The organism is Nocardioides conyzicola (assembly GCF_039543825.1).
In the GTDB taxonomy this organism is placed as follows: domain Bacteria; phylum Actinomycetota; class Actinomycetes; order Propionibacteriales; family Nocardioidaceae; genus Nocardioides; species Nocardioides conyzicola.
The window spans coordinates 3,013,095-3,026,008 of sequence record NZ_BAABKM010000002.1; the positions used below are offsets into that span (position 1 = coordinate 3,013,095).

Genomic DNA, 12,914 nt, shown 5'->3' on the forward strand with positions numbered 1-12,914 from the left:
AGATGTCGCGTGAACCCGTCGACTACCACGGGATGAGAACACGTTCTCGCAATCTCGGTGTGGGCCCTTTCACATCGGGCCCGGAGTGTGCAGACTCACCTAGCACCCGACCCACCGGAGGTGGCGATGGCGTCGACAGACGCACGCGAGACGGCAGCAGGCTCGACCGGCGTGAACGGCCCGACCAGGGCCCGCATCGGAGTCAGGACCCTCCGTGCCGACCGCTGGTGGCTGACCCCGGCGGTGACCTTCACGGTCTTCTCGCTCTTCATCGTGTACTCGACGTGGCGCGCCTTCTCCGGCGCCAACTACTTCGCGGAGCCCTACCTCTCGCCGTTCTACTCGCCGTGCCTGAGCAACGAGTGCGTCCCGGGCTCGTCGGACTTCGGCCAGCCGTTCGGCGGCTTCCCGCTCTCGCCGGCGCTGCTGATCCTGGTCTTCCCGCTCGGCTTCCGGCTGACCTGCTACTACTACCGCAAGGCCTACTACCGGGCGTTCTGGCTCTCGCCCCCGGCCTGCGCGGTCGCGGAGCCGCACGGCTCGTACTCCGGTGAGACGCGCTTCCCGCTGCTCGCCCAGAACGTCCACCGCTGGTTCTGGTACGCCGCGGTCCTCGTCGCGCTGGTCCTGACCTACGACGTGCTGCTCGCGTTCGGGCCGGCCGAGGGCGAGTCCGACGGCATCCACATGGGCCTCGGCACGCTGATCATGCTGGTCAACGTCGTCTTCATCTGGCTCTACACGCTGGGCTGCCACTCGTGCCGGCACATCATGGGCGGCCGGCTGCGCCACTTCTCCAAGCACCCGGTCCGCTACAAGCTCTGGGGCTGGGTCTCCAAGCTCAACGGCCAGCACGCCCGGTGGGCGTGGTTCTCGCTCTTCTCCGTCGCCCTGACCGACTTCTACATCTACCTGCTGGCCACCGGCGCCTTCGACGACCCGAGGTTCTTCTGATGACCGAGTCCACCCGACACCCGATGACGGGGAACGAGATGTCAGGGGCCAGCGAGGGCGGCATGGAGCGGCACACGTACGACGTCGTCGTGGTCGGCGCCGGCGGTGCGGGCCTGCGGGCCGCGATCGCCGCGCACGAGGCCGGCGCCCGCACGGCCGTGGTCTGCAAGTCCCTGCTCGGCAAGGCGCACACGGTGATGGCCGAGGGCGGCATCGCCGCGGCCATGGGCAACCGCTGGCCCGAGGACAACTGGGAGGTGCACTTCCGCGACACCATGCGTGGCGGGAAGATGCTCAACAACTGGCGGATGGCCCAGCTCCACGCCCAGGAGGCGCCCGAGCGGGTGCAGGAGCTCGAGGACTGGGGCGCGCTCTTCGACCGCACCGACGACGGGCTGATCTCGCAGCGCGACTTCGGCGGCCACAAGTACGCCCGCCTCGCCCACGTCGGCGACCGCACCGGCCTCGAGATGATCCGCACGCTGCAGCAGCGCACGGTGCAGCTCGGCATCGACGTCTTCATGGAGTGCACCGTCACCGACCTGTTGAAGGACGACGGCAAGATCGCCGGCGCCATCGGCTACTGGCGCGAGTCCGGCCGCTTCATCACCTTCGACGCCCCGACCGTGATCCTCGCGACCGGCGGCATCGGCAAGTCGTTCAAGGTCACCTCGAACTCGTGGGAGTACACGGGCGACGGCCACGCGCTCGCGATGCGGGCCGGGGCCGCGCTCATCAACATGGAGTTCGTGCAGTTCCACCCGACCGGCATGGTCTGGCCGCCGTCGGTGAAGGGGCTGCTGGTCACGGAGTCGGTGCGCGGCGACGGCGGCGTCCTCAAGAACTCCGAGGGCAAGCGGTTCATGTTCGACTACATCCCGGAGTTCTTCAAGAGCGAGACGGCCGACACGATCGAGGAGGCCGACCGGTGGTACGACGACAAGAAGAACAACCGTCGTCCACCCGAGCTGCTGCCGCGTGACGAGGTCGCCCGGGCGATCAACTCCGAGATCAAGGCCGGCCGCGGGACGCCCCACGGCGGCATCTACCTGGACATCGCGTCGCGCCGTACGCCGGAGTTCATCCGCAAGCGGCTGCCGTCGATGTACCACCAGTTCAAGGAGCTGGCGGACGTCGACATCACGGCCGAGCCGATGGAGATCGGCCCGACCTGCCACTACGTGATGGGCGGCGTCGAGGTCGACGCGGACACGCAGGAGAGCGCGGTCACCGGCCTGTACGCCGTCGGCGAGTGCTCCGGCGGCATGCATGGCTCCAACCGGCTCGGCGGCAACTCGCTCGGCGACCTGCTGGTCTTCGGCAAGCGCGCCGGCGAGGCGGCCTCGGCGTACGCCGCCTCCCTGGGCGACGCCCGGCCCGTGGTCGACGAGGCGGACGTGAAGGCGGCGCAGGCGAGCGCGCTGGCGCCGTTCGAGGTCGAGGGCGGCGAGAACCCGTACACGATCCAGCACGACCTGCAGCAGTCGATGAACGACCTGGTCGGGATCATCCGCACCGGGTCCGAGCTGGAGGAGTCGCTGCGCGAGATCGAGGTCTTCAAGGAACGGGCGAAGACGATGGTCGTGGAGGGGCACCGGCAGTACAACCCCGGCTGGCACCTCGCGATCGACCTGCGCAACATGCTGATCGTCTCCGAGGCCATCGCCAAGGCCGCGCTCGCCCGTGAGGAGTCGCGCGGCGGTCACACCCGCGACGACTTCCCCACGACGGACGCCGAGGTGTGGGGCAAGAAGAACCTCGTCGTCACCCTCAACACCGACGGCACCGGCGTCGACCTGCACGAGAAGCCGCTCCCGGTCATGCCGGACGAGCTCAAGAAGTACTTCGACTGAGAGGCACGGACATGGGCTACGACCTGAAGATGCGCGTCTGGCGCGGCGACCAGGACGGCGGCGACCTCGCCGACTACACCGTCGAGGTGTCCGAGGGCGAGGTCGTCCTCGACGCGCTCCACCGGCTCCAGGCCACGCAGACCGGCGACCTGGCGATCCGGTGGAACTGCAAGGCCGGCAAGTGCGGCTCCTGCTCGGCCGAGATCAACGGCCGGCCCAAGCTGCTGTGCATGACCCGGCTGTCCGACTTCGAGCCGACCGAGACGATCACGGTCACCCCGATGCGGGCGTTCCCGGTCATACGCGACCTCGTCACGGACGTCTCGTTCAACTACGAGAAGGCCAAGGAGCTGCCGTACGCCGAGCTCCCGCCGCGCGACGCCGACGGCAAGCGGCGGATGGCGCAGATCGACGTCGAGCGGAGCCAGGAGTTCCGCAAGTGCATCGAGTGCTTCCTGTGCCAGGACACCTGCCACGTCGTCCGCGACCACGAGGACAACAAGCCCGCCTTCGCCGGACCGCGCTTCTTCCTGCGGTACGCCGAGCTCGACATGCACCCCCTCGACACCCACGACCGACGGGCGCTCGCCCAGGGCGCCGCCGGCCTCGGGATGTGCAACATCACCAAGTGCTGCACCGAGGTGTGCCCCGAGGGCATCAAGATCACCGACAACGCGATCATCCCGATGAAGGAGCGCGTGGTCGACCGCAAGTACGACCCGCTGGTCTGGCTGGGCAGCAAGATCGGGCTGCGCAACAAGGACAACGACGGGCGGACCGAGGTCTAGCCTCCGTCGACCAGCGTCGCCGGAGGGAGCTCGCCGCGGCGGATCGCGTCGGCCGTCGCGTGGATCCGCAGGCCGCTCTCCTGCCAGTCGCCGGCCAGCGTCTCCCAGTAGGGCCGCCACCCGCGGCGTACCTCCACGGTCCAGTGGCGCCCGAACAGCGCGCGGCCGAGGACGGCGAAGGGCAGCACGACCAGCACCAGCAGGAACTCCACCCCGGCGACCAGCGCCAGCACGACGAACGGCAGCGCGATGACCAGCAGCACGATCCCGATGACCGCGCTGACCGGGTCGTCCCCGAGGTGCCCGATCCCGAGGTCGGGGACCGAGTCCATGGCGCCCTTCAGCCGGCGACGCCACGGCACCCATCGGCGGCTGACCCGCCACACCTGACCGTCCGGCGACCGCACCTTCACGGTCGTCAGGGTAGGAGGTGGTCAGCTGATGATGCCGACGAACGCGCGGGACGCGACGTACGTCGCCCCGCCGAGCGCCGCCGCCACGAGCGCGGTGACCAGCACGATGGTGAGGAACGCGCGCAGCGCCGCGCCCCGCCTGGTCGGCTCGCCGATCTCCCTGACTGACATGTGACCATCTCCTCCCGAGTGTCCTGACACCCCTATGACGCGGTGGTAGGCGGCCACGTTGCCCTCGGTCGGTCACGACCTGGTCACGGTTGTCGGTGGTGGACCCGGCTCGAAACCAGAACGCCGAAAAGGTCACACTCTGTAGCCGACGTCACGTCGCGCTCCTATCGTTCGCTGCATGACTGTCGAGGGTGGGCTGGACGAGCCCGGTGAGCTGGAGCCTGCGCAGGGCTCGCTCCACCTGGCGGCCCCGGAGGACGCGTGGACGGTGGCCGACTGGGAGCGGGAGGCGGCCGCGGTGCTCCGCAAGGGGCGCCGGCTGGGCGCGGACGACGCCGACGACCTGGTCTGGGCCAAGCTGACGCGGACGACGCTCGACGGCATCGGGGTGACCCCGCTCGGCATCCCGGCAGACCTCGACGACCTCGAGACCAGCGGCCGGCCGACCCGGCAGGGTGACTGGGACGTCCGGGCGTACGTCGACGGGCGTGACGCCGAGCTGGCCAACGAGGAGTCCCTCCTCGACCTCGACGGCGGCGTGACCAGCCTGTGGCTGCGCGTGGACCCCGACACCGACCTCGCCGTCCTGCTCAAGGGCGTGCTGCTCGACCTGGCCCCCGTCGTGCTCGATGGCGCCGACCCGGCCGCCGCCGCGGCGTACCTCACCGGACGCGAGCTCCACCCCGAGACCAACCTCGGCGTCCCCGCGGCCGCCGCCACCGCCGAGATCGCGGCGGCGGCCCGCAAGCTCGAGATCCGCGGGTTCGTCGTCGACGCCACCCGGGTCCACGACCGCGGCGCCTCGGACGCCCAGGAGCTCGGCTGGTCGATGGCCGCCGGCGCGGCGTACCTCCGCACCCTGGCGGACGCCGGCCTCAGCGTCGACGAGGCCGCGAGCCTGGTCGAGTTCCGCTACGCCGTGACCGACGAGCAGTTCCCCTCGATCGCCAAGCTCCGCGCCGCCCGCCGCCTCTGGTCCCGCGTCCTCGAGATCAGCCAGGCGGAGCCTCGCGAGATGCGCCTCCACGCCGTCACCAGCCGCCCGATGATGAGCAAGTACGACCCGTGGGTCAACATGCTCCGCACGACGGTCGCGGCGTTCGCCGCCGGCGTCGGGGGAGCGGACAGCGTCACCGTGGTGCCCTTCGACAGCCCGCTCGGCCGGCCCGACGCCCTCGGCCGCCGGATCGCGCGCAACACCTCCCACCTGCTCATCGACGAGTCGCACGTCGCGCACGTGGCCGACCCGGCCGGTGGGTCGTACGCCGTCGAGAAGCTCACCGACGACCTGGCCCGCGCGGCGTGGGACGTCTTCGGCCGGCTCGACGACGGGGCCGACCTGGACGTCGAGATCGCCGCGGCGGTCAAGCGGCGCGAGGCCGAGATCGCCCGGCGGGAGCGCCCGATCACCGGCCTGACCGAGTTCCCCCACCTCGACGAGGTGCTGCCCGAGCGCACCCCCACCGACGAGTGGGACGGCGTCCGCCGCTACGGCGCCAGCTTCGAGGCGCTCCGCGACGAGCCGCCGGCGAGCGCGGTCTTCCTGGCCACGCTCGGCACCGTCGCTCAGCACACCGCCCGCGCGACCTTCGCCACCAACCTGCTGGCGGCCGGGGGCATCCGCGCCGCGACGGGGGAGCACGACGGCCAGCGGGTCGTCTGCCTCGCCGGCACCGACGCGGCGTACGACGAGCAGGGTGCCGACACCGCGGCCCGGCTGCGGAGCAACGGCGCCGAGTGGGTCATCGTGGCCGGCAAGCCTCGCGACTGGGCCGACGACAACTGCGCGATGGGCGTCGACGCCCTGGACTTCCTGACCCGGACGAGGGAGAAGCTGTGAGCATCCCGAGGAGCTTCAACGGCCTCCCGTTGAGCGACCCGTCGAGGTGGACGATGGGCTGGCCCGACAACAAGCCGTGGACCTCGCCCGAGGGGATCGAGATCCAGTCCTTCTACAACGACGGGCACCTCGAGGGCCTCGACGCGCTCGACACCCTGCCCGGCCTGAGCCCGTTCCTGCGCGGGCCCTACCCGACGATGTACACGACCCAGCCGTGGACGATCCGGCAGTACGCCGGGTTCTCGACCGCCGAGGAGTCCAACGCCTTCTACCGCCGCAACCTCGCGGCCGGGCAGAAGGGGCTCAGCGTCGCCTTCGACCTCGCGACCCACCGCGGCTACGACTCCGACCACCCGCGGGTGCGCGGTGACGTCGGCATGGCCGGCGTGGCGATCGACTCGATCTACGACACCCGCACCCTCTTCGACGGCATCCCGCTCGACGAGATGTCGGTGTCGATGACCATGAACGGCGCCGTGCTGCCCGTGCTCGCCCTCTACATCGCGGCGGCCGAGGAGCAGGGGGTGAAGCCGGAGCAGCTCGCGGGGACGATCCAGAACGACATCCTCAAGGAGTTCATGGTCCGCAACACCTACATCTACCCGCCGGCGCCGAGCATGCGGATCATCTCCGACATCTTCAGCTACACCTCCGCGAAGATGCCGCGCTTCAACTCGATCTCGATCTCGGGCTACCACATCCAGGAGGCCGGGGCGACGGCCGACCTGGAGCTCGCGTACACGCTTGCCGACGGTGTCGAGTACATCCGCGCCGGGCTCGCGACCGGCATGACGATCGACCAGTTCGCGCCGCGGCTGTCCTTCTTCTGGGCGATCGGCATGAACTTCTTCATGGAGATCGCCAAGATGCGCGCCGCCCGCGCCCTGTGGGCCAGGCTCGTGCGCGAGTTCGAGCCGCAGAACCCCAAGTCGCTCAGCCTGCGCACCCACAGCCAGACCTCCGGCTGGTCGCTGACCGCGCAGGACGTCTTCAACAACGTCCAGCGCACCGCGATCGAGGCGATGGCCGCGACCCAGGGCCACACCCAGTCGCTGCACACCAACGCCCTCGACGAGGCGATCGCGCTGCCCACGGACTTCTCGGCCCGGATCGCGCGCAACACCCAGCTCCTGCTGCAGCAGGAGAGCGGCACGACGGGCACGATCGACCCCTGGGCCGGCTCCTACTACGTGGAGCGGCTGACGCACGACCTCGCCGAGCGCGCCTGGGCGCACATCCAGGAGGCCGAGCAGGCCGGCGGCATGGCCGCCGCCATCGAGCAGGGCATCCCCAAGATGCGCATCGAGGAGGCGGCCGCCCGCACCCAGGCCCGGATCGACTCCGGCGCCCAGAAGGTGATCGGCGTCAACACCTACCGCCTCGCCGCCGAGGACAAGCTGGATGTGCTCCGGGTCGACAACGACGACGTCTACCGCCAGCAGATCGCCAAGCTCGAGCGGCTGCGCGCCGAGCGCAACGACGACGACGTACGCCGCGCCCTCGAGGCCCTGACCGGCTCGGCCGAGCGGGGTCCCGACGGGGGCCCCGGGCTCGACGGCAACCTGCTCGCGCTCGCGGTCGACGCCGCCCGGGCCAAGGCCACCGTCGGCGAGATCTCCGACGCGCTGGAGAAGGTCTACGGCCGGCACCAGGCCGTGATCCGTACGATCAGCGGCGTGTACAGGGACGAGTCGAGCCACGGCGACGGCTCCCTGCTCCAGCAGGTCCTGGACGCGACCGAGGAGTTCGAGGAGGCCGAGGGGCGCCGCCCGCGCATCCTGGTCGCCAAGATGGGCCAGGACGGCCACGACCGCGGCCAGAAGGTGATCGTCAGCGCCTTCGCCGACATGGGCTTCGACGTCGACGTGGGCCCGCTCTTCTCGACGCCCGAGGAGGTCGCCCAGCAGGCGGTGGACGCCGACGTGCACATCGTCGGGGTCTCGTCGCTGGCGGCCGGCCACCTGGCGCTGCTGCCTGCCCTCAAGCAGGCGCTCGCCGACCAGGGCCGTCCCGACATCATGGTCGTCATCGGCGGCGTGATCCCGCCCGACGACGTGCCCACGCTGCAGGAGATGGGCGCCGCCGCGGTCTTCCTGCCCGGCACGGTCATCGCCGAGTCCGCGCTCGACCTCCTGGCCAAGCTGCGCGACCAGCTCGACCACTAGGCATGCCCACCGTCGAGGCGCTCGTCGCGGGGATCCGGGAGGGCCGCCGTGCGGCCGTCTCGCAGGCGATCACGCTGGTCGAGTCGACCAGCCGCCGGCACCGGGACCAGGCACGGGAGCTGCTGACCGAGCTCGCGTCCGCCCCGGGCGAGTCGGTGCGGGTCGGCATCTCCGGCGTGCCCGGGGTCGGGAAGTCCACGTTCATCGAGGCCCTCGGCTCCCGCCTCACCGCCGCCGGCCACCGCGTCGGCGTGCTGGCCGTGGACCCGTCCAGCGTCCGCACCGGCGGGTCCGTGCTCGGCGACAAGACCCGGATGGCGCGGCTGGCCACCGACCCGCACGCCTTCATCCGGCCCTCGCCCAGCGCCGGCACGCTCGGCGGCGTCGCGCGCGCGACCGTGCAGGCGATGGCGGTGCTCGAGGCCGCGTCGTACGACGTCGTGCTGGTCGAGACCGTCGGCGTCGGCCAGTCCGAGGTGACCGTGGCCGGGATGGTCGACACGTTCCTCTTCCTGACCCTGGCCCGCACCGGCGACCAGCTCCAGGGCATCAAGAAGGGCATCCTCGAGATCGCCGACGTGATCGCGGTCAACAAGGCCGACGGCGACCGGCAGCAGGAGGCCAAGGTCGCCGCGCGCGACCTCGCCGGCGCGCTGCGCCTCGTGCGCGGACACGGCGAGTGGGCGCCTCCGGTGATCACCTGCTCGGCGCTCGAGGACAGCGGGGTCGACGACGTCTGGGAGCGGATCGGGTCGCACCGCGAGCACCTCGGCGCGACCGGGCTCGCCGACAAGCGCGCCCACCAGCAGCTCGACTTCACTTGGGCGCTGGTCCGCGACGAGCTCGACCAGCGGCTGCGGCACTCGGTCGGCGTACGCGCCATGCGCGACGAGGTGCGCGCCGCCGTGCTGGCCGGCGAGCTCCCCGCCACCGTCGCGGCCGATCGGATCCTCGCGGCGTACGACCGGAACTGACCCTCTCGGCCCATCTGGCGCGCCAGCGATATAGGCCATATTGACCATGCGCCGGGCGTCTGTGGCGGGCGACACTCGGTCGGTCCCACTCCATTCGTCTCCGGAGGCAGTACATGCGCATCAACCGGATCGCCGCGGTGTCGGCGACGCTCGCACTCGCAGCCACGACGGCTGCGGTCCTGCCGGCCGGCCAGGCCGCGGCGCCCCAGCCCAAGACTCTCGCCAAGCACCTCGTCGCCCCGCTCAGCGCGGCGGTCGACGACGACGGCACGGCGTACGTCACCCAGAACTTCGCGGGCCTGCTCACCAAGGTCCGCCCGGGCAAGAAGGCCACGACCGTCTATGCCAGCAAGGGTGGCAACGAGGTCGGCGGCGTCTCCGTCTTCCACGGCAAGCTGGTCTTCACCGAGACCGCCAGCGACGCGAAGGGCAACCCCTCGAAGTCGTGGGTGAAGTGGATCGCCCCGTCGGGCAAGGTGCGCACCCTCGCCAACGTCCGTAGGTACGAGAACGACAAGAACCCCGATGGCAAGGTCACCTACGGCGTCCGCACCATCGACGAGACGTGCGCCGGCCAGTGGCCGGCCGAGGCCGGGCCGCCGAAGTACGACGGGGCGAAGGACTCGCACCCGTACGCCACGCTCCAGACCGACGAGGGCACGACCTTCGTCGCCGACGCCGGCATGAACGCGGTGATCACGATCTCGCCGCGCGGCAAGATCCGCACGCTCGCGGTCCTGCCCGCGGTTCCGGTCACGATCACCGCCGAGGTGGCCGGCGCCATGGGCCTGCCCGAGTGTGCCGTCGGCCAGACCTACTACGGCGAGCCCGTGCCGACCGACGTCGCGCTCGACGACGGCAAGCTCGTCGTGACCACGGAGGGCGGCGGCCTCGGTGAGCAGATGCCGCTGGGGTCGGTCTACCGCGTGGGCCTCAAGAGCGGGAAGGTGAAGAAGGTCGTCGGCGGCCTGTTCGCGCCGGTCGGCGTCGCCGTCGGCAGGAACGGCGACCTCTTCGTCTCGCAGCTCTTCGGCGGCGAGATCTCTCGCATCAAGCACGGGACCACGAAGGTCCGCACGTACGCCGAGGCGGGCCTCCCCGCGGCCGTCGAGTGGACGTCGCGCGGGCTCTACGCCACCGTCGACGCGGTGCCGCCGGAGGAAGGCGCGCCGAACGGCAAGCTGGTGCGCTTCCGGCGCTGAGCCACGAGCGGGGGAGCAGGTCCCGGGTGAGCGCCCGGGGCCCGCTCTCTCTGCGCTCCGGTAGCCTCGTGCCGATGTCCATCGCCAGTCCCAGCCCCGCAGAGACGCCCGCCGACGCCGTGATCGACGATGTCGTCGCGGGTCTCGAGGACGAGCTGGTCGCCTTCCGGCGCGACCTGCACGCCCACCCGGAGCTCTCCTGGCGGGAGGTGCGGACCACCTCGCTGGTCGCGGCCCGGATCGCCCAGGCGGGCTGGCGGGTCACCGAGCTGCCGCGCACGGGCCTGGTGGCCGAGATCGGCACCGACGGGCCGGTGGTCGCCCTGCGGGCCGACCTCGACGCGCTCCCGGTCCCGGACCTGACCGGCGACCCGTGGGCCAGCACCGTCGAGGGCGTGACCCACGCCTGCGGCCACGACGTCCACACCGCGGCCCTGGTCGGTGCCGCGGTCGCGCTCGGCCGCGTCCACGAGCAGGGGCTGCTGCCGGGGCGGGTCCGGCTGCTCTTCCAGCCGGCCGAGGAGGTGATGCCCGGCGGAGCGCTCTCGCTGATCGAGCTGGGCGCCCTCGACGACGTCGACCGGGTCTTCGGGCTGCACTGCGACCCCACGCTCGACGTCGGCAGCGTCGGCCTCCGCGAGGGCCCGATCACCGGCGCCGCGGACCACCTCGACGTGACCCTCAGCGGCTCGGGCGGCCACACCTCCCGGCCCCACCTGACCGAGGACCTCACCTACGCGCTCGGGAAGGTCGTCACCGAGCTCCCGTCGATCCTGTCGCGGCGCCTCGACCCCCGCGCCGGCGTGAGCGTGGTCTGGGGCATCGTCCACGCCGGCAGCGCCCACAACGTCATCCCGGCGAGCGGCCGGGTGGGCGGCACGGTGCGGATGCTCGACGCCGTCGCCTGGTCCGAGGCCGAGAAGCTGGTGCCGCTGCTCGTGGAGCAGATCGTGGCGCCGTACGGCGTGCACGCGCAGGTCGACTACCAGCGCGGGGTGCCGCCGGTGGTCAACGACCTGGCCGCCATCACGCTGCTCGCCGGAGCCGTCGAGCGGGTGCTCGGGCACGATGGGCACGTTCCCACCCAGCAGAGCCTCGGCGGCGAGGACTTCGGCTGGTACCTCGACCGCGTGCCCGGCGCCATGGGCCGCCTCGGCACGCGCGCACCGGGCGGTCCGACGTACGACCTGCACCAGGGCAACCTGCGCGTCGACGACCGGGCCGTGGGCATCGGCGCCCGCGTGCTGGCACAGGTGGCGGTCGCGTTCCACGGCGTTCTTTGACGAAATTCGGGTCCTCGGGGTGAGTATGTCCGCCCAGTCCGCATCGACTCGATAACAACTTCGTGAACGGCCCTTGCGGGCACTACGAAGGCCCTAGGGTTTCGTCTGTTTTCACGCCCGTCCCGGGCGGTCACGGACCATGAAGGAGGCGTCTTGCGACGCACCACGAAGTTTGCAGCCCTGCTGTCGGTCAGCGTGCTGGCCCTCGGGGCCTGCGGCAGCAGCGACAGTGACGGCGGCAACAAGGCCAGCGACGGCGGTTCCTCCGCTGCGGCCAGTGCCGACGTCTGCAAGGACGCCAAGGGCGACGGACCCAAGATCGGCCTCGCGTACGACGTGGGCGGCCGCGGCGACCAGTCCTTCAACGACTCCGCCTACGAGGGTCTCTCGAAGGCCGTCAAGGACTTCGACGCCACCTGCATCGAGGGTGAGGCACAGGACGGCGAGGCCGAGTCGGCCCGCGAGGACCGCCTCCGCCAGATGGCCGACGCCGGCGCGACCGCCATCATCGGTGTCGGCTTCGCCTACAGCGACTCGGTCAACGCCGTGGCCCCGGACTACCCGGACGTCAACTTCGGCGTCGTCGACGGCTTCGACCCCGACGACAAGGCCAACGACAACGTCGCGTACTTCTCCTTCGCTGCCAACGAGGCGTCCTTCCTCGTGGGTGTGGCTGCTGCTGAGAAGACCCAGTCCAAGCAGGTCGGCTTCGTCGGCGGCGTGCACAACGACCTGATCAAGGGCTTCGAGGCCGGCTTCACCGCTGGTGTCAAGGCCGTCGACCCGAGCATCAAGGTCGACGTCGCCTACATCGAGGAGAGCGACCTCGCCGGCTTCGGCGACCCGGCCGGTGGCAAGACCGCCGCCGCAGGTGAGTTCGACAAGGGTGCCGACGTGGTCTACCACGCCTCCGGCGCCTCGGGCAGCGGTGTCTTCGACGCCGCGGTCGAGGCCGGCGACGGCAAGTGGGCGATCGGTGTCGACTCCGACCAGTACCTCACCGCGACCAAGGAGCAGCAGCCGCACATCCTGACCTCGGCGCTCAAGCGCGTCGACGTCGCGACGTACGACTTCATCAAGTCGGTCAACGACGGGTCTGCGAAGACCAGCTACGTCACGTACGACCTGAAGAACGACGGCGTCGGCTACGCCACCTCCGGTGGCTTCGTCGACGACATCAAGGCCGACATCGACGGCTTCGCCGACAAGATCAAGGCTGGCACCATCACGGTTCCCACCGCCCCGTGACGGGTCGGCGAATCTTCGTCTGA

The 12,914-nt window shown here is 71.0% G+C and carries 11 protein-coding genes; 9 read left to right on the top strand and 2 right to left on the bottom strand.

What is annotated here, in order from left to right:
* The first annotated feature begins 171 nt into the window (after positions 1-171).
* Genes ABEA34_RS17660 through ABEA34_RS17670 form a run of 3 tightly spaced genes read left to right on the top strand, consistent with a single transcriptional unit; the run spans position 172 to position 3,595 of the window.
* A complete protein-coding gene (locus ABEA34_RS17660; RefSeq protein WP_345522719.1) occupies positions 172-954 on the top strand; it encodes a hypothetical protein in 783 nt (260 codons plus the stop codon).
* Positions 954-2,807: a fumarate reductase/succinate dehydrogenase flavoprotein subunit gene (locus tag ABEA34_RS17665; protein WP_345522720.1), complete on the top strand. Its 1,854-nt coding sequence runs from the start codon at positions 954-956 to the stop codon at positions 2,805-2,807. The genes ABEA34_RS17660 and ABEA34_RS17665 overlap by 1 nt, the downstream gene beginning before the upstream one ends.
* Before the next feature lie 11 nt (positions 2,808-2,818).
* Positions 2,819-3,595, top strand: coding sequence for a succinate dehydrogenase/fumarate reductase iron-sulfur subunit (locus ABEA34_RS17670; RefSeq protein WP_345522721.1), 777 nt, complete (start codon positions 2,819-2,821; stop codon positions 3,593-3,595).
* Here the strand turns inward: ABEA34_RS17670 and ABEA34_RS17675 are convergent.
* A complete protein-coding gene (locus tag ABEA34_RS17675; RefSeq protein ID WP_345522722.1) occupies positions 3,592-4,008 on the bottom strand; it encodes a hypothetical protein in 417 nt (138 codons plus the stop codon). The two genes, ABEA34_RS17670 and ABEA34_RS17675, sit on opposite strands and share 4 nt — an antisense overlap.
* A gap of 21 nt (positions 4,009-4,029) precedes the next feature.
* The gene (locus tag ABEA34_RS17680; RefSeq protein ID WP_345522723.1) at positions 4,030-4,179 is read right to left on the bottom strand and encodes a hypothetical protein; all 150 of its coding nucleotides are present in this window, start codon (positions 4,177-4,179) and stop codon (positions 4,030-4,032) included.
* 178 nt (positions 4,180-4,357) lie between these two features.
* Here ABEA34_RS17680 and ABEA34_RS17685 point away from each other — a divergent pair, with 178 nt between their 5' ends.
* From ABEA34_RS17685 to ABEA34_RS17710, 6 genes are all read left to right on the top strand, one after another.
* Complete coding sequence (locus ABEA34_RS17685) at positions 4,358-6,019, top strand: methylmalonyl-CoA mutase family protein (RefSeq protein ID WP_345522725.1); 1,662 nt, start codon at positions 4,358-4,360, stop codon at positions 6,017-6,019.
* 53 nt (positions 6,020-6,072) lie between these two features.
* Positions 6,073-8,184, top strand: coding sequence for a methylmalonyl-CoA mutase (gene scpA, locus ABEA34_RS17690; protein ID WP_345522811.1), 2,112 nt, complete (start codon positions 6,073-6,075; stop codon positions 8,182-8,184).
* A 2-nt stretch (positions 8,185-8,186) separates the two neighbouring features.
* Positions 8,187-9,158 (top strand): methylmalonyl Co-A mutase-associated GTPase MeaB, encoded by a 972-nt coding sequence (meaB, locus tag ABEA34_RS17695; protein WP_345522726.1) that lies wholly within the window; start codon positions 8,187-8,189, stop codon positions 9,156-9,158.
* A 113-nt stretch (positions 9,159-9,271) separates the two neighbouring features.
* Positions 9,272-10,360: a ScyD/ScyE family protein gene (locus tag ABEA34_RS17700; RefSeq protein WP_345522727.1), complete on the top strand. Its 1,089-nt coding sequence runs from the start codon at positions 9,272-9,274 to the stop codon at positions 10,358-10,360.
* Positions 10,361-10,434: 74 nt separating this feature from the next.
* Positions 10,435-11,643: an amidohydrolase gene (locus ABEA34_RS17705; RefSeq protein WP_345522728.1), complete on the top strand. Its 1,209-nt coding sequence runs from the start codon at positions 10,435-10,437 to the stop codon at positions 11,641-11,643.
* A gap of 153 nt (positions 11,644-11,796) precedes the next feature.
* A complete protein-coding gene (locus ABEA34_RS17710; RefSeq protein WP_345522729.1) occupies positions 11,797-12,891 on the top strand; it encodes a BMP family lipoprotein in 1,095 nt (364 codons plus the stop codon).
* The last annotated feature ends 23 nt before the right edge of the window (positions 12,892-12,914 follow it).

Coding starts and splice junctions, on each gene's coding strand:
- ABEA34_RS17705 (WP_345522728.1), top strand. CDS start 10,435: ATGTCCATCGCCAGTCCCAGCCCCGCAGAGACGCCCGCCGACGCCGTG.
- ABEA34_RS17680 (WP_345522723.1), bottom strand. CDS start 4,179: ATGTCAGTCAGGGAGATCGGCGAGCCGACCAGGCGGGGCGCGGCGCTG.
- ABEA34_RS17700 (WP_345522727.1), top strand. CDS start 9,272: ATGCGCATCAACCGGATCGCCGCGGTGTCGGCGACGCTCGCACTCGCA.
- scpA (WP_345522811.1), top strand. CDS start 6,073: ATGGGCTGGCCCGACAACAAGCCGTGGACCTCGCCCGAGGGGATCGAG.
- ABEA34_RS17670 (WP_345522721.1), top strand. CDS start 2,819: ATGGGCTACGACCTGAAGATGCGCGTCTGGCGCGGCGACCAGGACGGC.
- ABEA34_RS17685 (WP_345522725.1), top strand. CDS start 4,358: ATGACTGTCGAGGGTGGGCTGGACGAGCCCGGTGAGCTGGAGCCTGCG.
- ABEA34_RS17665 (WP_345522720.1), top strand. CDS start 954: ATGACCGAGTCCACCCGACACCCGATGACGGGGAACGAGATGTCAGGG.
- meaB (WP_345522726.1), top strand. CDS start 8,187: ATGCCCACCGTCGAGGCGCTCGTCGCGGGGATCCGGGAGGGCCGCCGT.